This is a genomic window from Leptospira sp. GIMC2001 (assembly GCF_028462125.1).
Taxonomy (GTDB): domain Bacteria; phylum Spirochaetota; class Leptospiria; order Leptospirales; family Leptospiraceae.
Genome location: NZ_CP115468.1, coordinates 3,400,422 through 3,423,683, shown reverse-complemented (window position 1 = coordinate 3,423,683; position 23,262 = coordinate 3,400,422). Strand labels below are relative to the sequence as shown.

The window sequence follows — 23,262 nt, the reverse complement described above, 5'->3', positions numbered from 1 at the left end:
GAATTTATTTTTATCTTTTTGGAATACGAGTTGGAGTGAGTGGATTTGAGCTTTTGGTTTGAGGGTTGTTTGCCTTTATTTTCTCTTCTATGAGAACAATCTCATTTGATTCTAGTCCGTCAATAATCTCAATCATAGTCTCATCCGAGAGTCCAATTGTGATAACTCTTTCTTCAGGAATCCAATTGCTGTTTTTAGAATTTTGGGATGCGACATTCACATAACTGAAGCCTTGCGAATTTTTCTTGATTGCTTCAAAGGGAACCATGATTGTTTTATCTTTTGAAGCTACTTGAAAATCAATTGTTGCAGACATTCCGCTTCTCATAATTTCTGATTTGGATTCGGGTGCTACTTCAACTTCATACACTGTCACATTATTCACTATCAAGGCTTCATAAGCGATATGGCGAACTTTAGCTTTGATTTTTTCTGATTGAAAAGAATCGATAGTTATTGTTGCGATTTGATTTACTCGTATCTTTGCAAGGTCAGTCTCATCAACTTGTGCACGAACTATTAGATAATCTGACAAAACGATGAGTGGATCTTGCTGAGTTACAGTTTGTCCAGGATTTATAAAATTCGCGATGACAAGTCCGCTGAGTGGAGCCATAACAGGTGTCGGTTTATATAAATCTTCCCATTCCTTTACTTCCTCTGGACCTTTTGCTCGCGCCGCATCCAATAAAGCTGCACGTTCCGTTGAACTCATCCAGGCAAGAATCTGCCCTTTGCGAACATTTTGTCCTTCTTGTATAAGTATGGTCTCTATTCGTCCAGCAACCGGTGGCTTGATCTCTAAGCGATTCATTGGACTTACAGTTCCGGATGCTCTAACTGTTATCTCTAAAGGCTCTTCTGATACTTGGTATGGTCTATATTGAATAGATTCTGTTGTTCCACCGTATAGATAGTACGTTATGCCGATACCAATTACGATCATGATCAGCAGAAGTAGTAGTTTTTGTTTTGTAATTTTCATGGTAGAAGGTTTTGTCCACTATTTCGAAGCCAATTGGCTTCTGCTATTTTTGCATCACGTCTTCCTGCGAGCAGACTTCTCTGCCTCTGGATGAGATCACTCTCGATTATATCCCAATTTTCAAAAGGCAATAGTCCGTTAGAATATTGAGCTCTGGCAATTTTTGCCCTTGTCTCTGCTGCTTCAAAAAAATTAGCTAGAACCGCAACATTGTCTGAGGTTGTGATAAAATTTTGAAAGGTCTGCTCAAGAGTTGCTGTGAGTTGATTTTTCGTTTTCTGCAATTGATGCCTTGTTCGTTCCATTTCTTTTCTTGCAATTTTCGAGTTGTAATAGTCGCGACCGCCAGCGAACAGCGGATAGGTGACACTTACACCAATTGAATAAGATCTTGGATTGGGTAGCCACTTCTCATCTTGCTGAGACACAGACGCGTTCCAACCTAGACTTGGATAGAATTGGCTGTCTGCTATATTGATTCCAGCTTGAGCTGCTTTGACCCGTGCCTGTTCTTGCTGAACTTGAGGATGTGTTTCTGCTATTTTTGTCATATTCGGTCTATTAGGTGGAGTTGGAGTTTCTAATGCTCCTATGACTCGAATTGGTTTGTTGTAATCCCTTCCCATGACTCGAAATAGTTCTGCACTATTGGTCTGCCACAACCTCTCAGCTTGCTCCAATTCAAACTTTGCTTGACCTACAGCCGCTTCACTCAAGAGATAAGATCCCTTATGCTCTCGTCCACCTTCATATCGTAGCTTCACCATATTACGATTCATAATTCTGCGATCATAAATAATTTTGGATAGATCCATTAGAGCTTGTGCATATAGCGTCTGCGAAAAAGCACTTGATAGTTCAAAACTTACTCGTAATTTTGTATCTTCCAAAATCTTTTGGTTAACACGAACTATACTGCTAGTTCGATCCAATTCTCCCACATCCTTAAGACCTGCAAATAGATTCTGATCCGCACTGAGCCCAATGGAAAATCTGTCAAATGGACCAGTATTCTCACCGATTCGCAGAACAGAAGGGTCTTGATTATTAAGATTATTCCCACTGTTATTCGTTGAATTTTGATTGTTTCGAATCGCTGCAACTAAGGGATCTGTGTTGTTGCTAGTTGAATTTTGTAATAAATTTTCGGAACGTCGAAAGGATCCAATCGCATTGATTTGCGGTACAAAATTGGCATATGCTTTTCGATTCTCAAAGACTGATTTTTCTAATTCTGCGCGTGCGATGGATAGATCTGGATTTCCAATCGTTGCCTCACGCATACATGTCTCCCAGTCCAAATCTTTGATATCAGATATTGATTGGGCGAATACTGTAAAGTACGCATTACCAATTAGGAATAATAGAAAACATATTGGTCTCACTAGATTTATATACCCGATTTTATAAGTTGAAGTTCCCTCTCAATGATAAAAAAGACAATTTCGCAATCTTCTCATAATCCATAGTACTGGGATTTTTCCAATCATTGATTAGAAAATTATAAATAAATTGAATAGGGACTATTTCAGAAATTCATTTAAATCTCTTCGTGGACTGACAAATGATAGATCTGCTTTGCCAAGTCTACCCGCAAGTTGAATTACAGAGCGAGATTTCAAACCTAGTTTTGATTTGAATTGTTCTTGGAAAACATTGCTTTCCGGACTATCAACAAACGCTTGGTTCATTGTATGAAATGCGACGCCTTCTTTTGCGACAGCCAATGTATAGCGGGCAAAATCTCGTCCGACATCTATCCATGTTTTTTCGTTATCAATTCCATTGGTTACAAAAAATACGAGAGCTTTACTGGATTGAATCGAATTAGCAAAAGATTCAGAAGACTGCTTCAAGGATGATTTACTATTCCAGCCTTCCTTGCTCATATCCATGAAAAAAGTTTTTGCAATCCATAGAATCGGATTGGTCAATCCATTTCCTTCTAAAGTGATGCCATCTCTTTTGGTATAAATTTCTTCCTTAGATAATCTAAACCAGATTCGATTGATCTCATTTTTATCTGGATCAGAAATTTCTTTTACGAAAGCTTCATTGAAAATCGGCAATAAATCATTGATTTTTTCTTCTCCCAATGAATAAACCAGCGAACAAGAGCTAGGTGCTGATATCTCATTGATTCTATTCAGATCTTCTTCCGTTAAGAATTCTCCTTTGTAAGAACCACGATTCATTTGACGGTTCTCAATTGCGGAGAATAAACTTTCAGGATCAAAGTTTTGCTTGGGTTTCGAATTGCCATTGGATTCATTGATCTTTTGTGCTTCGAGCAAAGCTTTGCTTGGTTTGATTTCCATCCTTGCTATCGGAAATTTATCGAATTTTGAAGATTGTACAACTCCTTTGGGAAAATATTGAATTTTACATTCGTACCCAATAACTTTAGAAGCTAAATAGGCAAATTCTAAAAATGTTCCTTGTGTATGATAGAGTTGACGATTGAGCGGGTCAATAGGAAGCAATTGTCTATCTCCATCAGCATAAATTTCAAATGCTGAATCAGAAAGTATCCGAAACTTCCAAGGTTGCGTATTGTGTGAATTAGGTGCAGAGATCCCTGCGATGATGATCTGATGTATGGGATTTGTTATGCCTCTTAGATAGGCATATCCAAGTGGATCTGTTTTGGCATAGCCGAAATCAATTACTGATTTGGCGTTTAAAGTTTTTAAAAAATCTGGAGCGAGAATAAGGCCAGAAGCAAGTAAGCTTGATTTGAGAAAAGTTCTTCTATTGAAAATATTTTTGTCCATCGATAAAAATTCATTTGAATGGAATTTTTATCAATCAATTATTTACGGGCTCGATTTTCTGGTATTGGTTCCAATTCGTGCCATCGGTCGATTCAGTGAAGACATAAAAGGTGGAACGATAAGTTCCGAGGCTTTGATTTGGCGAATACTGAGTTCTGACTTGGTAAACGCATAACAATTTTATTTCACTTAAGGTGCACTGATCCTTAAGTGAATCACTGAATTCGTATTGAAAATTGGGAATGGATTCTTCGATTCGTGCTGTCGGAATTGGAGAAATGTCGGTGAATTGGTTATTGCTATGATTCAATCTAATTAGCGGATAGGGTTCTGTATTATCAACATTGATCGAGATAAAAGATCTGGAAGAGGAAAAGACCATTCCATAAAAACTTATAGCACTAGAATAATTTTTGGGCGAAGTTGCGTTTGCTGCTTCGAATAAAATATTTCCCGATGTTTGATCGGAATTAGATGCTGTTATTCTATATCGTTTATTATTAGTTTCTGATTCGAATAACAAAAATTTGTAGGGATTTCCATATAAATTAAAAGCGGATGATGCATCCATATTTACCTGATGGCTATAGGTTCCGTCTACTGTCGCAAAACTTGAATTTAATGATCTGTATTGAGATCCACCTAGGTCACGAAATAAGCTACCGTTTCGGGAGAATATACTCTCCGCTAGAGTGATCCCAGGAAAATAAGTAAAATCAGGAGTTGAGTTTCCGATCGGAGAATTCGTACTTCCATTTCTTAGAAAATTATTGTCCCGGCGATATTCTTCTGTGCTGGCAACATTGTTTTCATTTTCCACATAAATAAATTCTCCTGAAAATAGAAAAGAATTACTGTCGATCAAAGCATTCTTTCCAAGACCTCGCAAAGAAATATTCTCGATCAGTAGTTCTTTGGAATTGCCCGTCGCAAAGCTTATAAGTCTAATATTTCGAAAATTTTCTGTTGTATTTCCTGCGATATTAATTCTTCTAACTTCTGTTAGGTAAATATGGATTCTTCCATCTTGATAAAATGGTTTTGATAAGGAAATCAGAATTTCATCTGTGGTACTAGTATCAATGGTAATTACTTCTAAACTACTAGCATTAGGAATAGTTACACTTTCCCATATTGAAGTTTGCTCATCAAACCATACAATTTTTGAAAAGTAACCTACAGTGTATCTATTCGAATGAACAGTGAACTTGGATGGATCCAAGAAAGATCCATAAAAATAATGCTTTCCGTCATAGTATCCGATAGACTCTATTCCTTCTGTTCCTGGTAACAATCGTTTATCTGATAATTCATTTCTAACAATTCCTATTAAAGTTATGCTGTGGTCTGAAATTTTTAGTTTGGTTGAAAGAATATTTATATTTGGATTTAAGATATCGGTAATTTCAATTAGTTGCGACCCATGGAAAGTGATTCCGCCACTTATGGTATAGTAGTCCAAGCGATATTTACCGATTGTGGCTAATGTAATGTTAAAATTAGCTTTTTCTGACTGGAAATGCCCGCTGATATGCCTGTAATCAGGAGAGTCGAGTATTCTTTCTTCTATAATTTCAGGCAATTCAAAATTTTCCGATACAGCAGCCACTGTAACAAATGTCTGGTAAGCCATCGGAACTCCAGCATTCCTATAACTCAATTCCAGCGTGACTTCATAGGTTTTTCTGTTTAGATAAGCAAAAAGCTTGAGCAGATTGGAGAAATCGCTATTAGGATCAAATTCTGACTCTTTAAAAACCAAACAATTCGCATTCGATAATAGAACAATAGCTAGAATAAATCTTTTTAGGAAAAGTGGCATCTAGAGCCAAGTTTAGAATTAATTTGACTAAGTCAAGAAATTTCAATCGTTCAATTTTGTCTTGCAGGTTCTAACACGACTGGTTCCCAATTCGTCCAATTGATTCCATCGTCCGAATAACTAAAAGTTAGGTCGTTCGTTCGAAAATTTGTTTCATCAATCGGGTCAGAATATTGAGGTTTATCAAAGCAAAAAATTCGATCATTGATGAAATCGCAGTTTTGAGAAAATGAAAAACTGCCTGTGGTCAAACCAGGTATTACGGTCGGTGAAGCGGGGTAGTTTAGGTTACGAAAGCTATTATCAGTATTACTGAACTCAATGAGCACCCCACTTTCGTCACGTTCATATTCAAAGATCGTTTTGGTTGTATTGTATCTGAATCCGCCTGGCGAAAGATTGGTAGTGTAAGAAGTCGAATAAGATATTGCATTTGTAAATGTTAATGTATTGGGAATGGAATCCGAAGTTGTAGAAATTCGAACAGCCGTTCCAACGGAATCTTGTTCATACAATAAAATTTGATTTGGATGTGCTATCCAATCACAGCTGGGACTGCCACCCAGTGGAGTAATATTCGTGTAAGATTCAGGTGTTGCAAAAGATAGATCTGAATTGAGGATGAAATAACCTCCTGTGGGAGTGCATGACGCATTCGATAATCCAACTAAAGAATTTCCTAGAAAAAATCGTTTACTGATAGCTCCATTTTGAAATGGAGAAAAAGGTCCGTTCCAATCCGTCAATTCTTCATTGACACTTGCAGGATCAAAAAAATTCGAATCAGTTCTAACTTGTGGTTGAGATGTATTGTCTTCTTCTAAATAAATAATTTTACCACCAAAATAATAGAATAGGCCTCCATTTATTTGCGTATTTCCAATTCCCCTTGGCGCTATCGTTGAAACTACAAGATTCTGGAGATCGTCTGCTGGAATTCTGACTAGTTTATAAGATTCTGCATTTCCATTCTCTATCAATTCATACATCAGGACAATTTCATTTCCCGCTACCGTGTAATTGTGTAGATCAAAAGAGGAGAATGTTGGAGTTGCCGATAATACAGCATCAATACTAAAATCATAAATCACTTTGGTGGAAAATTCGATTCCATTCTTAGTAGAAATAATCATTGGATATGCCTTAAGTGATAATGATCCTATTCCCATCTTGAGATCTTTATTAAAGCATATTCGAATATGCGAATAGTTTGTTCCATTAACACTGCCCAAAAATTCAACAGTTCCTTCATATATAAATTGATAGGAATCATAATTTCTCTTTGGAATCTTGGATAGGCTATTTGAATCCCAAGTGAATTCTGTAGGAAAGTTACCCAGCATTGTAAGATTAAGTCCAGACGATTCCTCACTGAGAGTTCCTATGTAGGACGCCAACAAAAATGTGTCCGGGTCTAAGAATTCATAAATATCAAATCTGTAGGTTCCAAGATCTTCTAGATAGATTTTGGTTTGGTTATCCGGATTTTGAAGAAAGGTTCCTATAAAACTCTCAAATTCAAATTGATCAGAAATTGACGTGGGAATTTCTGCGTCCTCGGAAACTTTGTGAACTTGGATATATGCATTAGGTATAGCTGAGCCATTTTGTTTCGGCGTGACTTCTAATAAATAGCCAAATGATTGAATATCCGGTGAACTGGTTCCAAATAAGCGGGAAAGTTGTAGTAAAAGGGAAAGTTCGCTATTGGGATCCAGATCATTTTCGTTGAACAATATGCAATGAGTAGAGCTAAAAATAATCAACAACGCAATAATAAATTTTTTCACTTCTCCATTTCCCTGAATTAAAAAATTTCGATACAATGAAATACTTTAAAATTCTAATATATCAATGTAATTTTTTCCTACATCTAAAAAATTTCAATCATAAAAAATGCTGATTCTTCTTTCAATTCTTCTTCTAATTCGACAATAAAAATCTGGAATTTTCTATATCAATTTTAATGAGACATAATTCATACATCTTCATGAGAATTTTTTGCCGGAATGATTTTCCAAATTGGATGGTTTGAAAAAAATCGCATTGACCCAGCAGAATCTCACAGGAGGATGGAAATTCAGCCTGCATTTATTTATAAATAGGAATTCTCATGAAAAGAACTTTTCAACCATCTAAGATCAGAAGGGCAAGAACCCATGGTTTTCGTGCCAGAATGGCGACTGTAGGAGGACGTAATGTCCTCTCAAGAAGAAGAAAGAAGGGTCGACACAAATTGACCGTTTCTGATGAGAAAGTCGGACGTAAATTCTAAGAGTAACGACTAAAAGAAGCAATTAGGATTACGGACACACTCAGGAATAGGACCAGAATTCGGGATCTTTTCAAGAAATCTAAGAAAATTTCCCAATTTCCGATCACAGTCCTTTATACGAACAACCAGCTTGGACATACCGAGCTCCTCTACTGCTCAGATCGATCATCTCGCAGAGCCGTAGATCGTAACCGAACGAAAAGGATTCTTCGAGCAATCAGCTTCGAAAACGAAAAGAACTTTCCCAACGGTTTCGACATCGCAGTGATCGCCAATAAGGCAATCGAAAAGTTGGAATTTCCTGATCGTGTGCAATTACTTGCTAAGGCTCTTAGGAAAATGGAAAAATGAACCGAATTTTTATATTTCTTATTGGGTTGTACAAAAAGTTCATTTCGCCACTTCTACCAGGTGCCTGTCGCTTCACTCCTACTTGTTCCGATTATAGCATGTTAGCATTTCAAAATTATTCCTTTCCTAAAGCGATGTATCTTAGCATTCATAGGATACTTCGCTGCAATCCTCTGTCCCAAGGGTATGAGGATCCACTACCACTTCCAACTAAAAAGAGTTAAATTATGCAAGATAGACAAGGTCGATTATTTCTAGCGTTATTCTTAAGTTTAGGTATATGGATGGGCATCCAGTATGTCTTTTTCCCACCTGAACCAATCACCAAACAAGATGAATCTGCGCAATCGGATGCATTGACAGAATCACAAGAAGCTGAAAAGGCTGCAGAGAATCCGAAAAAATCTGAAATCAAACCAGTCGTTAGTGCGGATATCAAACCTGTAGATCCAAGTTCTGTCAAAAAATTCTATATTAAGACAGCACCATACTTAATTGAATTAAGTTCACTTGGCGGTAAGATCAATCAATTCTATATAAAGAACCATAAAGAACCAGATGGTACTGAGCTTCAAATTGTTAAAGATCCAGATAAACATACGATCGAATTCGATGGTGAAAAGTACCAAGCAATTGAAATTTCGAGAGGCAATGGATTTGATTTCAATCCGATTTTTGATAAAGAAAATATTCCTAGCTCGGATTTTAACGGAATCAACTTTGCTGGAAGTTTTGATAAAGAAAATCTAACCATCACTTTCGAAGGTTTGTCTCTAGATAAAAGTTATTTACTTCGCAAAATATTTAAATTTTTTCCAGATGAGAATTATTTTTCCTACAAAATGGAAATTGTAAACCGTTCAAACAATGTAATAACTCTTGCTGACAAAAAAAGAAATCTATATTTTCGATCCTTCGGAAGCCTTGGCCCTGTAACTAAGGCTCAAGATGATATGAGTGATCGAGATATGGCAAACTTTTTTCGATACTACTATCTTGATGGATCTTTCAAAGACTATTTGGATGGAACTACAACTGAAGGTTTCTTTTCCAATTTTTTTGGAAGTAAGCCAGAAGATAATCGATTTGAAATCCAGAAAGGAACTGGTGAAGGCTTGGACTTCGCGGGAACCGGAAGTCGATATTTTATTGCCGTATTAGACCCATTAGGTGAGAACAAACCGGATGGTGTTTTGTTGGACAACCGTGCGAAGAACAGAACAGGTGTCTTAATGATTTATGACAGTTTAGTGATTGAGCCTGGAAAGTCCGAGAGTTTTGACTATGCTGCCTATGTTGGAATCAGAGAAGCGGACGGAATGGCTTTTCGGGATCCGAAAATTGATCCTAAACAGAATAAACAATCCATCTTCGTTGGGTTAAGTGATGCATTGGATAAGTCTTTCAATCAAGGACTTACCACTCCATTCAGAAATGGAATTGTATGGATTCTCAAGAAAATCTATACATATGTGATTCCGAATTATGGTTGGGGAATTATTATTTTTGCGATTTTGTTCAAGCTTGCCTTCTTTCCATTGAATCAGAAGCAAGCTGAGAGCATGAAGAAGATGCAAGAGCTCTCACCTCAGATCAAAGAAATCAATGAAAAATACGAAAAAGATCCACAAGTTAAACAACAAAAAATCATGGAGTTGTATAAGAAGAACAAAGTGAACCCAATGGGCGGATGTCTTCCGATGCTGATCCAGATTCCGATCTTTATCGCATTGTATACAGCTTTCTCTGACACAGTGGACTTATGGGAATCTCCTTTTCTCTGGGTGAATGATCTCAGTGAACCAGATACGATCTATCAATTGCCTGCAATGTTTGGTATGGGTGGATTGAATATCAATGCATTGCCACTTGTAATGGTTGGTTCTCAATTCCTACAATCTAGACTCACAGTTTCTACTGCAGATCCTAATCAGAAGATGATGATGTATTTTATGCCAGTCATCATGTTGTATTTTTTCTGGGCTATGCCTGCTGGAGTTACTCTTTATTGGACGATGCAGAACATTTTGTCCATCTTGCAACAGTTATGGACTAATAAATTTGGAAAAGATGCTAAATTGAAAAAATTATCTGATTCAGGTGATGGCAAAGCAAGCAATCTTCCGAGTGCTAATAATCAGAAGCCAGCTGTTCGCAGAACACCGCCACCACGCGGACGAAGAAAGAAATAAATATTTAGAGGATAAATATGAATAATTATATTTTCGAAGCAGAAGGAAAATCTAGATCAGAAGCAGAAGAAATTACGCTTAAAACTCTACGATTGGAACCAGGTGATCTTAGGTTTGAAGTCGTAGAATCTGGTAAATCTGGATTTCTTGGAATCACTCAGAAAAAACCAGCAGTCGTTCGTGCTTACGTCTCGAACAAAGATATACCATCTGAAAAGATCATACATGGTGTGATTCTTACAATTTTGAATAAGATGGATATTGATGCAGAAGTTGTTGGTATGGGTGATGTTGATGGCAAGATCTATGTTGAACTTGCAAGTAAAGAATCAGGGTTGATCATTGGCAAGAGAGGATCCACCCTTGATGCTCTTCAATTCATTCTGAATCTTATGGTTGATTCCAAGATTCGACATGGAAGGAAAATTGTCTTGGACATCGAATCTTACCGAGATAAGAGGGAATTATCGCTCATTCGATTAGGTAAATCTGTTGCATCTCAAGTAGTAAAAACTGGAAAGTCAAGATTGCTTGAACCAATGAATCCTTTTGAAAGAAGAATCATTCATATGGCGCTGCAAGAGGATGAGAAAGTATTTACCAGATCAGAAGGCAATGGAACATTCAAAAAAGTTCGCGTGATCTCAATGAAGGATAAGCACAAATACAAAGATGTCGAACCTGCTAAGAAAGGATTCCCACAAGGACTTCCTGCGGAGGATGAAGAGTTCTTTGAATGAAAATCAGTGATACAATCACTGCCATTTCTACGGCTCCTGGAATGGGAGCCATAGGAATCGTTCGAATCTCAGGTCCTGCAACTCTTACCATTTCATCCCAATTTCTTTACTACAATAACTCTCCACTCACACAAGAACGAATTCGCAAATCATCTAGGCAATCACTGTTTTGTGAATTCCGAAATGATTCAGTTCTCATAGACAAAATTATTTATACATTTTACCCGAATCCTAATTCGTTCACAGGTGAGGATGTAGCTGAGTTCCACTTTCACGGCAATCCAATTCTATTGCGGCAAGTCATTGATCTTTTTGTCACCGAAGGAATTCGTCCTGCTGCACCCGGTGAATTTACGAAAAGGGCTTTTCTAAATGGAAAAATGGATCTGACTGAGGCAGAAGCAATCGGTAGACTTATCCATTCTAGATCAAGATTCGAATTAGAACTATCACAAAAGAATTTATTTGGAGACCTACATAAACTAACATCGAGATTGCGAAGTGAATTGATTGGAATTAAGGCAGAATGTGAAGCGGAAATTGATTTCTCGACCGAAGACCTTACATTTGAATCACTAGAAGAAAGAAGGGAACGAATTGTCAAAATCCAGACACTTTGTTCGAATATTCTAGTCAAGTCATCCAAAGCGGACAACTTGATATCTAAATCAAGAGTCGTTTTGTTCGGTGAACCTAATGTTGGTAAGTCGAGTCTGATGAACCAGCTGCTTGGTCAAGATCGTTCCATTATTTCCGATATTCCAGGTACGACTCGAGATTATATATCTGAGGATATGAGCATTTCTGGAATTCCCATACAGCTCGTAGATACTGCGGGAATTCGTGAAACCAATGATTCTATAGAAAAGTTAGGGATCAATCAAAGTCTCCGCGAAGCAGAAAATGCAAACCTGAAGCTGTTTATTTTGGATTCATCTAAGCCAATGAATCTTGATCAATGGATGGAAACGAATCGTTTGTATCTTACCTCATCTATATTGGTAATCAATAAAGTAGATATTTCTCATACTTCCTGGAAAGAAGAAAATCTCTTTGAACGATTGAAGTTAATATTAGTTGATAATGGCAATCTAAATGGTATCATTGAACTATCTTGTAAAACAGGACAAGGTGTAGACCAGCTGATTCGTTTGATAGAAGAGCGTTTGTCTGATTCAAGTTTAACCGAAGAATATGTGATGCTAGAAGATCGACATAAATACCATTTCCAACAGATAGTATCAGCTCTTAGTCGAGCAAATGATTTAATTATCAATCAGGCACCTGCAGAAATTGTAGTTCAAGAAATTGATGAAGCCGTATTGCAAGTAGGGCAGATCAATGGAATTGTATCCAATGAAGAAGTGTTAGGTCGTATATTTTCAGTTTTCTGTGTTGGTAAATAGGCAAGCAATTCAATATAATTCAATTCAATTGTTCTTGATATTCAATCAATTACAAATCCATCATTTACCAAGCTTTGTTTTGTTTCGGTTATTCTGTATCAATTACGAACCAAGTAATATCATCGGGGAATTTCTCTCCATCAGCAAAATTAATAAGTTCATTTTCAAGCTCTTTAGATAGGACCTCAGGATTTAGGTGACAATTCTCTTTTAGAAATTTTTCGATTCTATTAATTGAGAATGATTCAAAATGAGAATTTCTAACATCCATGAGGCCATCAGTATATAAAAAGAATCTTGATTTGGATTCGTATTTGAAAGAGACAATTTTCGGATTCGTGAATGGCATAAATCCAATTACTGGATTTAGAGTATCATAACTTTCTAATAATTCAGGATTAGAAAATTCCTGATAGATCAAACCTGGATGTCCAGCATTTGCATATTCGATTACCTTTGACGATGTATCAATAATCAAGAAATGGAGAGGGACAATCGCTTTGCCAGGAGGTAGACTTGTTTTGATGCTATGGCTGAGTTGAATCAAAATATCTTTCGGATCATTATGGGTAGCAGTAATCTGCAAAAATAAAACTTTTACAACTGTCATCATCATTGCTGCTTGCAAACCATGTCCAATCACATCTGCCATAACAAACAAATAACGATTCCGATCCAGTTGGATAAAATCATAATAGTCTCCACCAACCTGATAGTATGGCTTATAATATACTTTGAAACTCAATCCTTCAAATGTTTCTTCATCATTGGGTAGATATTCTTCTTGGATTGCTTTCGCCATCTGCATCTCATGTTCGAACATGATTTTTTTTGCAGTTAAATCTCTTAATATAAAAGAATAACCCTCGGCGATATCAAGATCTCCATACCAAGGCGATAGTGTAATCTCCCAAGTTTTCTCATTTTGAATCTCCCATACCTGCTTCAGAATATTGGATTTGGAATTTTGAATTCGAAATTGTGCTTCACGAATCACTTGATTCCAGAAATCTTTTTCATCTCTCTGAATAGATTCTATTATAATATTCGATATTAATGGATTGAGTTCTTTGTCTACAAGAATCGCACCGATAGGTAGATTGTTTACAAATGAATAGAGTTTACGTTGTTCGCTTCTTGTATTGTCAATATTTTTTGCAAAGAAGAAAGAGATTGTTGATACAAGGGTTATTATCAATAAGAAACTCAAGGCAAGTTTTATCAATCCCTGCAAAACAGAATTGGAAATATCATTTCTTGAGCGAAGTAAGATTACATTAAAGGGCAATGTAGGCATCTTGGATGAGACAACGAAAAAACCTTTACTTTCTTTGCTAAATAAAGACATAAGTCCGAATGTATCAGCTGTTAGTATAATTTTCTGCCAATTCGGACTGATTTGAAAGTCCTCTTCTATTAGGCTTGAAATTCCTACAGTATTAAACTGATTCTGAACAAAAACTGTCTCTTGATTGGTTATATGTTCAGAATCCAACAATTTATCGACTAAGAATTCTCCATTGAATCTCCAGATTTCCAATTGACTGTTGTTCTCTCTAAGATACTCGAATTCAATTCTATCGTTGTTTCGAATTAACTGAAATGTTTGCTGATTGAAAATTTTACCTTGCGGTTGGATTTTAACATTGATGAATTCTTTTGCTTTATTGCTCGGGTATACTCTGTCTTTGATCGAGTTCTCAAGGCTTGCTGCAACAGCCTTTGCCTTAGCTAAAAGTAGTTCTTGTGAATTTTCTACTAAAGTAGTATGATAGTTACTGAATAAAAAAAGTGCAAAAATGGAAATTGGAATTGTTAGTAGAGAATTGAATAATATAAAATAGAAGATGAAATCAGATGTTTTCTTTTTAATTTTAATCAATTGACCAAAAACCATTTCTAATACTGCTTACGGCTGGTAGGAAAACAAATAAGTCTTAGCGTCCTCACGATTCCCTACCTTATCCACAGAAAAATATTGAATTTGGAAACCTGATTTGCAGAAATTGATTGGTTCTGTGATCACAAATGCCTTTTCGTATTCTCTATAATCGCTTGATTTTCCACCATTGCATAGAAATTTATAAAATGATTTTTCTATTCCACTTACTTCATCGATTCTATCGATTTGCACTAATGACCTAGCAGATATAAATCCTGTTGCTTCAGCACCAATCGGATCATCATTTACTATTTTGATCTGAGATTCAGGAGGTTTAATATCTACAATAAATGTAACGGATTTAGCTGATTCTCGATTACCAATCCGATCTTCAGAATAATAGTCCATCTGGTATTCACCATCTTGAATAAACCGGAGTCCTTCTTTAGAATAGATATTCCATTCACCACCATTCAATCTGTAATAGGTTTTTGTTTTGCCTTCATCCGTTGAAGAAACCGCAATTCCTACTTTGTCACCATTTAAATAATACAGCTTTTTGCCTTTCTCTTCTATAACAATGAATACATCCTCTCCTTTACTGAATTGCGGCGGAGCGGTTTCTATAATCTTTTTTGCAGATTCTGACCCTATAAAATCCTTGGTAGAATAGATATCCGACCAAAACCCCATAGCATCATATTGACCAACTCTTCTAACTCTAAAGTAAGGATATTCCTTGTTGACTGGAGATTTGAATTGATTGCTTTTGAATTTTAATATTTCAGAATTTTTATCATCGGTTTGTGATTTTAAAAATTCAATTTCATGATGACTGTCAGGTTCAGAATCGGTAGTAATCTGAAATGCAGTCTCAGCGATGACAACTGAGTATAAAGCAAAGAATAGTAATCCAAATACTAATATTCTCGCTCTAGACATTATTTTTCTACCTTCGGAGATTTTGGAATTTGGAACGGCTCGACGGGTGCTTTACCCATCTCGACATAGGTTGCATAACCTTTGGGAACTTCCACTGTCTTATTCTGAGCGGAGACAGTAACCAAGCCATCAAAACATGAAATGGTAGAGCTATCTTTATCACCAATCTCAACGCGAAATTCCGTTCCCCTAACGCCTGCTACAGAACTAGCAGTTACAACTTGTAACCTTTCTGCTGGTTTCTGTGAATCAGTTGTTATTAATTTGCTTATGAAAGAATCAAGGCTACCTTTTCTTAAATAGACAGAAGGTGGGGATTTTTCGTCTTTTAGTGAATTGATCTGCAGAAGACTATTTTCATTCAATCTTACAGTTCCGGTTCCTTCGATACTCAAATCGGCTTTAGCCTTATCGAGCGTACGAACTGTATCCAAAGGAAATAGGCCATGTTCTCGTTTGAGTGGTTTCCATTCTTGAGAACCTTCAGCTGCTCTCCAGTCTACCTTTCCCAGAAGAAAATTGGCAAAAGCGATTGGAGCTTTGCCTAAATGGGCTGGAATGACCAGCTCAAGACCCGGAATGATTAAGTTCGGGTTGGGAATATTGTTGTATTTGAGTAACTCTTTCCAGCGGCTTGGATTCGAAAGATGGGTCTTAGCAATATAAGAAAGTGTCTCACCTTTTTTTACCACAATGGTTTTGGAGCCAGGTGGCTTTTCAATACTGTTGATTGAGAAAACACTAAATAATAATAACAAAATGATGATCAACTTAAGTTGATATTTTACAATTTCTTGCCACATAAAATTGACACTCCAATTCCTCATTTTTTACAAATATTGCATATGTAATTGACAATAATAGCGAAGGCGAAATTGTATTCTAAACAGTTTTTACGGTTTGAAATGCTTTTCAATTCGATTCCTTTCTTATTCTTCTTTGCGTTTGTATATTTAATATACTGGTCGGTTCCATCTACGTTCAGAAAGAAATTTCTTCTAATCGCTGGAATCGTTTTCTATTCGTTATTCTCACTCTCATTTGCCATTCATTTATTGTCAATCGTTGGATTGAATTACATTCTATATCGGGCAATTATTTCTAAACCTGATAGGAAATGGCCAGTAACTATAGCAGTTTTACTGAATATTCTCAATTTAGCCTTTTTCAAATACTTTTACTTTGTGAATCAGATTCTGGCTGATGCAACCGGTTATCCATTCTTTCAAGAAATCCCTAACATAGTACATATTGCACTTCCTATGGCAATTAGTTTTTATTCTTTTCAAATGATTGCTGCAGCTGTGGATACAAAACGTACTCCACCAGAAACAACGATCCCTATTTTAGATTACTATTTATTCGTAGTTTTCTTTCCTGTTTTGATCGCAGGTCCGATTATGAGGATCAAGGAATTTTTCCCCAACTTAGACAAGCTCTCTCCTGATCGAGAAAAAATGTATAGAGCTGGCTATTTGATGATGAGTGGGCTCATCAAAAAAGTTCTAGTCGCAGATCCGATGTCTTCAACAGTATCGCCGATTTTTGCAGATCCTGGTATCTATGATTCTTTCTCTTTATTTATGGCTGGTATATGCTATTCTATTCAAGTGTTCTGTGACTTTTCTGGTTTAACCGATATGGCAAGATCAGTTGCTCTATTCCTCGGTTTTGAAATTCCGGAGAATTTTAAGGCTCCGTTTTTCGCAACATCCGGTCGAGAACTATGGCGTCGTTGGCATATTACTCTATCTTTCTGGCTTCGTGAATACATATATATTCCGTTAGGTGGCTCTCGTGTATCGGAGTGGCGGGGATATTTTAATTTGATTATTACAATGACGATTGGTGGAATCTGGCATGGTGCAGATTATACCTTTGTTGTCTGGGGATTTTATTGGGGAGTTATTCTCGCATCGGAACGTGCATTGGAGGATAAATACGGACTACCTCTTACTCCGCAGAAGAGCTTACCTTTAAAAGTGATAAAGGGTTTTATCGTTTTTATACTCTTTTCAATTAGTGGACTTATGTTTCGATCCAATAGTGCTGAATCAATGGTAGTTTTGTTTAAAGGACTTTTTCTGCATTCGAAGCAATTGCTAGTTGATAAATTATTTCAGCAAAATGCTGGTTGGATGGTTGATCTAGCCGAATTAACTGGTGGCAAAGAAATTTTTCGCATGGAAGAAATTGCCAATTTAGAAAGAGTTTCCTACATGTTTATTGCACTTGTGATTTTTCATGTGATCCAGTATTTTCCCAATCTCTTAGATCGATTTAGAAAGCATGATAGTTATCTCATGCCCACACTTGGAGTGATAACAATTTTTCTTCTAGCGACCTTATCTCAGGATGGAGGGGAATTCATTTATTTCAAATTTTAATTATGGATATTTATAAAAATAAATTTTTGCTAGTTCCATTTCTTGTAATTGCAATAGCTTTTACCATTGATAAGATTCTTTTGTCCGAGAGAATTCAGACTTATTTTTCCAAAACAATGTCTGAGATCAATTATATCCAGAAAGAAGAACTCTATGATGATCTAAAAGTTTATTTATCTAGTAAAGATCGCAATAAAGTATTGGTTTATTTTGGAACATCACGTGCTTTACTTTTTGAGAATAAATATATTGAAGAGAAATACAAAGGTTGGACACTATTTAATTTTTCTGTTCCTGGAGGAACTCCTGACTATGCTTTGTTTTGGCTGGAGCGATTCGAGAAGGAAAATGTAAAACCGGATTTTGTTCTCATGGATCAGTCTGTAGAAGCATATAACAAAGCGGCTGTTATAAGTTTAGATGATGTATTAACGAACGGATTGTCCATATTTTTTGTATTTAGGCATTTTGATCAATACTCGACTTCACAAATTTCCACATTGCTTGCTAAGCGCATGTTCAAAACCTATCACTATCGTCCGAAACTCGCAACTATTTTGGATCGTATAAAAGACGACTTCGCAATTTTATATGCCTTCCGTAATCTAAGGGATGGCCTCAAGCTAAGTTTGCGAGAGGGCAGGGGAAGTGCGCAGACTCCGGGAAGTTTCGGTGGTGTGATGCCCGCAGAAATGCTCAAGAAATCAGCTCGAGGTGATTTTCATTCCTATCTTGTTCCGTTTCAATATACTGAATTTCCTAAGTATTTTCTGGATGGAAGTTACGACATCTTGAAAAGAATGCAAATCCCGCATGCTGCGATATGGGTTAGGCTATCTCGTCCTTATTATGGCCATATAAAAAATGATGTGGTGAACATTGTCGGAGACAAAAAAGGTACAGTTTATGATAAATGGATGCCTGTTGTGATAGAATTTCAAAAAGACAAATCTGTTGATTTTTGGAATATGAATGAAGATCCGAATTATAACTGTGATCTGTTTTCAGATTCTGGACATATGGCTCCTCAATGCTATCGAGACTATACTGATTACATTTTTGAAAATGTAATTCGATCATATAACACAAAGAAATAATTTACAATCATATAGGTTAGGTGGATGAAAAAAATGGGAATTGCAATCATGGTGATCACTCTTGTGGTCTCTACAATTTTTCTTGTAATGAGATTCGGTTCAAGACCAGTCAAGTTGGGTGCAAGTCAAGCAGCATTGGAAGGAATTGAACAAATAAAGAATGGTGCTTTTGTATTGGATGTTCGTACCGTATCAGAATACAACTCAGGATCTTATCCCAATTCGGTAAACATTCCTTTAGACGCAGTCTCAACAAGATTGTCAGAAATTCCCAAGGATAAATGTATTGTAGTCTACTGCGCGTCAGGTGGAAGAAGTGCATCCGCAAGAGATATACTTCTAAGATTCGGTTACAAAGATGTAATCAATGCGGGCGGACTAAAAGATCTTGAAAATGCTGCTAAAGTAATTGTACAAAAATAATTTACTTTAATCTTCGCGATGCACGCGATTAGGATGGAAGGCCGGCGTGCAAATAGCCCAGTATTCTGCTTCCTCTTCAAATGGATTCGAATAGCGAACACGAACTCCTTTTTTGATCAATAGAGATTGTCCAGCTGACAATTCAATTCTCTCTCCATCAATTTCTAGCAATTTCTTGCCTCTCACCATCAAAGTGTATTCATCGAATTCTGGTGTTTGGTGAGGCTCAGACCAACCTGGGGGTGCAATCATATGTGCAATGCTTATTTCAGAATTCGAAGTTGCCACATTGCCAAAATGTTCTTCAATCAATTTTAGATCTGGTACGGGAATTTTAATTGGGTTTTTTTGATGGATGTAATTAGTATTGGTCACAAATGTTAGACATAAGGATTGATTGAATCAATGGCAACGAAACTTAAGAAAACTTTGGGACCGATTCATCTATGGGGAATTTCAGTTGGGTTAGTAATTTCGGGTGATTACTTCGGATGGAACTATGGATGGGTTCATGCAAATTTCTGGGAATTTTTTGCTGCAGTTAGTTTTGTAGCGATATTTTATGCAGTTTTTTCTTTGAGTTTTACAGAGCTTGCAGCTTCTATTCCGCATTCTGGCGGTCCCTCAGCATATGCCTACCATGCGTTTGGTCCTTGGGGTGGGTTCTTTGCCGGATTTTTTACATTGGTAGAATTCGTTCTGGCACCGCCAGCTATCGCATCAGCTTTGGGAGGATACTTTCATTTTCTAATTCCATCAATAAATCCTATGATAGCGAGTTTCGTATTCTTTTTATTATTGATCTCAGTGAACTTACTAGGAGTGAAGCAGACCGCAAGATTTGAGTTAGGTGTAACTCTCATAGCTGTGTGCGGTTTGCTATTCTATTTCATTCTGACAATTCCATTTTTCAAATGGGATAATTTAGGTTTAGATCGAATTGTAATTTCCCTACCTTTTGCCAATAAAGCAACACAGACAGAACTTGATCCTGCAATAAATTATTTCCATTGGAAAGAACTTTTTTCTTCTATTCCCTATGCGATTTGGTTTTTTCTTGCTGTTGAAGGTGTTGCTATGGCAGCCGAAGAAGTAAAAAATCCGACAAGAAATATTCCTATAGGTTACACAGCTGGAATCGGAACACTTATACTACTTGCATTTGGTGTTCTTTTTCTCACTGCTGGTGTATCATCAACGGATTCTGTCAAAAATTTGAGTTACCCATTATCTTTTGTTCTTGGACAGGTTTATGGAATTGGATCTTGGCAAGCGAATCTTTTCACATCAATCGGACTTTTTGGACTGATTGCATCTTTGATGGGAATTATACTTGGCTATTCAAGACAAATTTATGCCTTAGCGAGTGAGGGATTTCTACCAAAGATCTTGGCCAAAATTTCCAAAAAAAATGCGGTTCCAGCCAATGCAGTGTTATGTGGTGGGGCAATTGGACTTGTTGCGTTGGGTCTTGGTGATACAGATCAATTGATAACAATGGCAGCGATGGGTGCCTGTGGAATGTATGTGATCAGCATGGCTTCTTTTTTTGTTCTAAGAAAAATTGACCCTCAGCGGACTCGTCCTTTCAAAGTACCAGGATATCCGCTAGTTCCAGGTATCGCATTGGTTATGGGAATTATATGTTTATTGTCTATGATCACTTTTTATAAAGAGCTTTTCTTTATAATGGCGATTCTCCTAATCATGATTACTCTATTCTTCAAAATAAAAGTAATCAAGAATCTAGGTCGAATACCTCAAGGATCTCTCTCTCCCGAAGAAGATGAATCCCCTCTTTCTCGGGGAGATACTGATTTCTAATGCTTAATAGAAGAAATCTATTTCTATCTCATTTTTGAATCTGCAATCAAAACTTGCCAGTCTTAATTGCAGAAAATAGAGTATTCTAATGAACTAAACAGTTGCGACAGCAAATACAAGCATCAGCGTTCCATAAGCATTTGGATCTTTGACCAATGCAAAGAATTCTTCTTTTGCTTTATTTACTTCAGCATCTGAAGCACCAGATCTTTTGAGGTGATCGAATTTAAATCCGAATCCAGCAAAAATAAACGCTTCCATTCCAACTTTTGTGGAACTTATTGCAAGGTATTTGATTGATATTTTGCTAAAACCTACTTCATTCATAAGAGTATGAAGTTTTCTTCCTATCCGTCTATCTCCACCCAGTTCTTTCTGCATTCTCTCAGATGTACCTTGCACTAAATCATAAGATGCGGGTGGTGGCTCAAGAAACAATAATCCGTCATCAATGTCCTCGATAATTACAGTTCCGCCTGGTTTGATGACTCTTTTCAATTCTTTGATACCTTTAGTTGGATCATCTAAATGTTGAAAAACAAATCTAGAATAAGCTAAATCGTATTGTGCATCCTCCAAAGGTAGATCGTAAACCGTACCTTGAGTAAATCGCATTCCATCAACACCGCCCATTTCACGTTTGGCGATAGAAATAAGATTTGAATCCAATTCGATACCATGCAATTCTTTTGGTTTGTATTCTTGGAAGACTTCATTTGCAAAGAAGGCTGGACCGCAACCTATATCCAAAACTTTAGATTCAGAATTGATGTTAAATAATTTGAACATTTTTTTCTCAAGGCTAAATCCGGCTTTCGCTTGAAATCTCAATCGATCTAATTCTGCCTGGGAATCAGCAAATTCATGAACCACATAGGATCCTTTTGATTTATCTTCACTCATAGTGTTTTCTTTTCCTTCTTCATTTTCAGACTGACCAATGCCAGATATCAAATTATCAAGCATAGATCTTGCTTCCATCAATGCTTCGTGCTTTTCGTTAAATCGATTTACCAATATACTGAATAAATTTGTCAGAAGTTTCAAAGCGAGTGCTGGGTAATTCGATTCTAATTTAACAAATTCTTTTTGATTCAATAAAAGAATTTTCGAATGTTCGCGTACTTTAATAGTTGCAGTTCTCTTGATCTTAGAGACAAAGCCTAGCTCGCCAAAAATTTCTCCTTGGTTTAATATAGCTAGAATTATATCACCTTTTGGACCAGGTATAACAACTTCTACCGATCCTTCCATAATGCAATACATGCCTTCGCTCTCATCACCCCTCTCAAAAACGATATCGCTTACTTCGAATTCAAGAAGATCTAGCTGCCCTAATAATTTTTTTGCTTCTTCTGGATCGAACCCACTAAGAAAGGTTAAAACTTTCAAAGGATCCATGTTCACTTGAGTTGTGAACGTATCCCAGAGGACATCATGTCCCATAGAGAAGAGTGGTTTTACTGTTGAATATTTTGCAAATTTTTCTGCAAATAAATTAGCTTCGTCCCTTGAGTTCGTGAATCTTTTTGCTACACGAATGAACGGAGATCTAACCTCTTTTAGATATTCATAATCATTAAGAATAATAACAAGCGGAATGGCATTCCCGAATTCTGGATGATGGATATTTTCTTTATAGAATCTATATCCGAGTTGTTGGTATAACCTAACTAAATGAGGTCTTGTATCAATAAAATTCAAATTGATACCCCATTCTCTATGCATTTCATAAGCCCGTAAGCACATCATACCCGCTGCCATGGAATTGCGGTAGCTATCTCGAACGAGGAGCCTAGTTGTCATGGATACATCATTTGGATAGAAAGGAGCGAATTTTTCTAGATCGTAGAGCTCTTCATACTCCATTGGCCCATCAATTTTACGATTGGTTCTCATTGTCCCAACCATTTTGTCATCGTCTTGAACGTATAAAATATGTGCTGTGTCGTCCCAAGGTTCCTTGATCAAACGATTCTTATGATCAGCGTGAACTTGAGTTCTCCCGAGTTCCTCAATATAAACTTCGTACCTAAGAGCATATACTCTATACTTTTCTTCTTCAGTTTCAGCGAGTTTAATGGTGAGAGTCATTTAGGAAATTTCTTCTTGAATTAAGTTTATCAATTCCTTCTTATTTTCGGCAAGTGAATTGGGAAAAA

At 36.7% G+C, this 23,262-nt stretch carries 20 protein-coding genes; 10 read left to right on the top strand and 10 right to left on the bottom strand.

From position 1 onward, the window contains the following. Positions 1–10 precede the first annotated feature (10 nt). The 5 genes from O4O04_RS17235 to O4O04_RS17215 all read right to left on the bottom strand — a co-directional run bounded on the left by O4O04_RS17235 (position 11) and on the right by O4O04_RS17215 (position 7,371). Positions 11–985 carry an efflux RND transporter periplasmic adaptor subunit gene (locus O4O04_RS17235; RefSeq protein WP_272533013.1) on the bottom strand — a complete coding sequence of 325 codons (975 nt, stop codon included), beginning with the start codon at positions 983–985 and terminating at the stop codon, positions 11–13. Then, the gene (locus O4O04_RS17230; RefSeq protein WP_272533011.1) at positions 982–2,370 is read right to left on the bottom strand and encodes a TolC family protein; all 1,389 of its coding nucleotides are present in this window, start codon (positions 2,368–2,370) and stop codon (positions 982–984) included. The genes O4O04_RS17235 and O4O04_RS17230 overlap by 4 nt, the downstream gene beginning before the upstream one ends. Before the next feature lie 138 nt (positions 2,371–2,508). Further along, positions 2,509–3,759, bottom strand: a complete 1,251-nt coding sequence (locus O4O04_RS17225) for a hypothetical protein (RefSeq protein WP_272533010.1) — start codon at positions 3,757–3,759, stop codon at positions 2,509–2,511. A 34-nt stretch (positions 3,760–3,793) separates the two neighbouring features. After that, positions 3,794–5,581, bottom strand: a complete 1,788-nt coding sequence (locus O4O04_RS17220; RefSeq protein WP_272533009.1) for a hypothetical protein — start codon at positions 5,579–5,581, stop codon at positions 3,794–3,796. A gap of 50 nt (positions 5,582–5,631) precedes the next feature. Continuing rightward, positions 5,632–7,371: a hypothetical protein gene (locus tag O4O04_RS17215; RefSeq protein ID WP_272533008.1), complete on the bottom strand. Its 1,740-nt coding sequence runs from the start codon at positions 7,369–7,371 to the stop codon at positions 5,632–5,634. A gap of 323 nt (positions 7,372–7,694) precedes the next feature. Between O4O04_RS17215 and rpmH the strand changes: the two genes are divergently transcribed. Genes rpmH through mnmE form a run of 6 tightly spaced genes read left to right on the top strand, consistent with a single transcriptional unit; the run spans position 7,695 to position 12,545 of the window. Further along, on the top strand, positions 7,695–7,856 hold the full coding sequence (gene rpmH, locus O4O04_RS17210) for a 50S ribosomal protein L34 (protein ID WP_272533006.1): 162 nt from the start codon (positions 7,695–7,697) through the stop codon (positions 7,854–7,856). A 21-nt stretch (positions 7,857–7,877) separates the two neighbouring features. Continuing rightward, positions 7,878–8,207 carry a ribonuclease P protein component gene (gene rnpA, locus O4O04_RS17205; RefSeq protein WP_336297511.1) on the top strand — a complete coding sequence of 110 codons (330 nt, stop codon included), beginning with the start codon at positions 7,878–7,880 and terminating at the stop codon, positions 8,205–8,207. Further along, a complete protein-coding gene (gene yidD, locus O4O04_RS17200) occupies positions 8,204–8,431 on the top strand; it encodes a membrane protein insertion efficiency factor YidD (protein ID WP_272533005.1) in 228 nt (75 codons plus the stop codon). Before rnpA ends, yidD begins: the two co-directional genes overlap by 4 nt. Before the next feature lie 3 nt (positions 8,432–8,434). After that, complete coding sequence (gene yidC, locus O4O04_RS17195) at positions 8,435–10,399, top strand: membrane protein insertase YidC (RefSeq protein ID WP_272533004.1); 1,965 nt, start codon at positions 8,435–8,437, stop codon at positions 10,397–10,399. A gap of 17 nt (positions 10,400–10,416) precedes the next feature. After that, on the top strand, positions 10,417–11,139 hold the full coding sequence (gene jag / locus O4O04_RS17190; RefSeq protein ID WP_272533003.1) for an RNA-binding cell elongation regulator Jag/EloR: 723 nt from the start codon (positions 10,417–10,419) through the stop codon (positions 11,137–11,139). A 2-nt stretch (positions 11,140–11,141) separates the two neighbouring features. Continuing rightward, the gene (gene mnmE / locus O4O04_RS17185) at positions 11,142–12,545 is read left to right on the top strand and encodes a tRNA uridine-5-carboxymethylaminomethyl(34) synthesis GTPase MnmE (protein ID WP_272536136.1); all 1,404 of its coding nucleotides are present in this window, start codon (positions 11,142–11,144) and stop codon (positions 12,543–12,545) included. An 88-nt stretch (positions 12,546–12,633) separates the two neighbouring features. Here the strand turns inward: mnmE and O4O04_RS17180 are convergent, their stop codons facing one another. The 3 genes from O4O04_RS17180 to O4O04_RS17170 are packed head-to-tail and all read right to left on the bottom strand — an operon-like array spanning position 12,634 to position 16,172. Then, positions 12,634–14,442: a PP2C family protein-serine/threonine phosphatase gene (locus O4O04_RS17180; RefSeq protein WP_272533002.1), complete on the bottom strand. Its 1,809-nt coding sequence runs from the start codon at positions 14,440–14,442 to the stop codon at positions 12,634–12,636. A gap of 12 nt (positions 14,443–14,454) precedes the next feature. After that, entirely contained in the window at positions 14,455–15,369 is a 915-nt protein-coding gene (locus tag O4O04_RS17175) for an LBF_2017 N-terminal domain-containing protein (RefSeq protein WP_272533001.1), read from the bottom strand. Further along, positions 15,369–16,172, bottom strand: a complete 804-nt coding sequence (locus O4O04_RS17170) for a FecR family protein (protein ID WP_272533000.1) — start codon at positions 16,170–16,172, stop codon at positions 15,369–15,371. The genes O4O04_RS17175 and O4O04_RS17170 overlap by 1 nt, the downstream gene beginning before the upstream one ends. Before the next feature lie 102 nt (positions 16,173–16,274). Here O4O04_RS17170 and O4O04_RS17165 point away from each other — a divergent pair, with 102 nt between their 5' ends. The 3 genes from O4O04_RS17165 to O4O04_RS17155 are packed head-to-tail and all read left to right on the top strand — an operon-like array spanning position 16,275 to position 19,276. After that, positions 16,275–17,756, top strand: a complete 1,482-nt coding sequence (locus O4O04_RS17165; RefSeq protein WP_272532999.1) for an MBOAT family O-acyltransferase — start codon at positions 16,275–16,277, stop codon at positions 17,754–17,756. A gap of 2 nt (positions 17,757–17,758) precedes the next feature. Next, the gene (locus O4O04_RS17160; RefSeq protein WP_272532998.1) at positions 17,759–18,853 is read left to right on the top strand and encodes a DUF1574 domain-containing protein; all 1,095 of its coding nucleotides are present in this window, start codon (positions 17,759–17,761) and stop codon (positions 18,851–18,853) included. Positions 18,854–18,877: 24 nt separating this feature from the next. Next, the gene (locus O4O04_RS17155) at positions 18,878–19,276 is read left to right on the top strand and encodes a rhodanese-like domain-containing protein (RefSeq protein ID WP_272532997.1); all 399 of its coding nucleotides are present in this window, start codon (positions 18,878–18,880) and stop codon (positions 19,274–19,276) included. 6 nt (positions 19,277–19,282) lie between these two features. On the opposite strand, the gene O4O04_RS17150 is transcribed toward O4O04_RS17155, so the two are convergent. Next, on the bottom strand, positions 19,283–19,651 hold the full coding sequence (locus tag O4O04_RS17150; RefSeq protein WP_272532996.1) for a cupin domain-containing protein: 369 nt from the start codon (positions 19,649–19,651) through the stop codon (positions 19,283–19,285). A gap of 30 nt (positions 19,652–19,681) precedes the next feature. Here O4O04_RS17150 and eat point away from each other — a divergent pair, with 30 nt between their 5' ends. Further along, on the top strand, positions 19,682–21,100 hold the full coding sequence (eat, locus tag O4O04_RS17145) for an ethanolamine permease (protein WP_272532995.1): 1,419 nt from the start codon (positions 19,682–19,684) through the stop codon (positions 21,098–21,100). Positions 21,101–21,193: 93 nt separating this feature from the next. Here eat and O4O04_RS17140 read toward each other — a convergent pair whose 3' ends face one another. After that, entirely contained in the window at positions 21,194–23,194 is a 2,001-nt protein-coding gene (locus tag O4O04_RS17140) for a methyltransferase domain-containing protein (RefSeq protein ID WP_272532994.1), read from the bottom strand. Between the last annotated feature and the right edge of the window lie 68 nt (positions 23,195–23,262).

Excerpts from the sequence above, each read along its gene's own strand:
- O4O04_RS17235 (WP_272533013.1), bottom strand. The coding sequence starts at position 985 with ATGAAAATTACAAAACAAAAACTACTACTTCTGCTGATCATGATCGTA.
- O4O04_RS17225 (WP_272533010.1), bottom strand. The coding sequence starts at position 3,759 with ATGGACAAAAATATTTTCAATAGAAGAACTTTTCTCAAATCAAGCTTA.
- O4O04_RS17220 (WP_272533009.1), bottom strand. The coding sequence starts at position 5,581 with ATGCCACTTTTCCTAAAAAGATTTATTCTAGCTATTGTTCTATTATCG.
- rpmH (WP_272533006.1), top strand. The coding sequence starts at position 7,695 with ATGAAAAGAACTTTTCAACCATCTAAGATCAGAAGGGCAAGAACCCAT.
- yidD (WP_272533005.1), top strand. The coding sequence starts at position 8,204 with ATGAACCGAATTTTTATATTTCTTATTGGGTTGTACAAAAAGTTCATT.
- yidC (WP_272533004.1), top strand. The coding sequence starts at position 8,435 with ATGCAAGATAGACAAGGTCGATTATTTCTAGCGTTATTCTTAAGTTTA.
- jag (WP_272533003.1), top strand. The coding sequence starts at position 10,417 with ATGAATAATTATATTTTCGAAGCAGAAGGAAAATCTAGATCAGAAGCA.
- O4O04_RS17180 (WP_272533002.1), bottom strand. The coding sequence starts at position 14,442 with ATGGTTTTTGGTCAATTGATTAAAATTAAAAAGAAAACATCTGATTTC.
- O4O04_RS17175 (WP_272533001.1), bottom strand. The coding sequence starts at position 15,369 with ATGTCTAGAGCGAGAATATTAGTATTTGGATTACTATTCTTTGCTTTA.
- O4O04_RS17170 (WP_272533000.1), bottom strand. The coding sequence starts at position 16,172 with ATGTGGCAAGAAATTGTAAAATATCAACTTAAGTTGATCATCATTTTG.
- O4O04_RS17165 (WP_272532999.1), top strand. The coding sequence starts at position 16,275 with ATGCTTTTCAATTCGATTCCTTTCTTATTCTTCTTTGCGTTTGTATAT.
- O4O04_RS17160 (WP_272532998.1), top strand. The coding sequence starts at position 17,759 with ATGGATATTTATAAAAATAAATTTTTGCTAGTTCCATTTCTTGTAATT.
- O4O04_RS17155 (WP_272532997.1), top strand. The coding sequence starts at position 18,878 with ATGAAAAAAATGGGAATTGCAATCATGGTGATCACTCTTGTGGTCTCT.
- eat (WP_272532995.1), top strand. The coding sequence starts at position 19,682 with ATGGCAACGAAACTTAAGAAAACTTTGGGACCGATTCATCTATGGGGA.
- O4O04_RS17140 (WP_272532994.1), bottom strand. The coding sequence starts at position 23,194 with ATGACTCTCACCATTAAACTCGCTGAAACTGAAGAAGAAAAGTATAGA.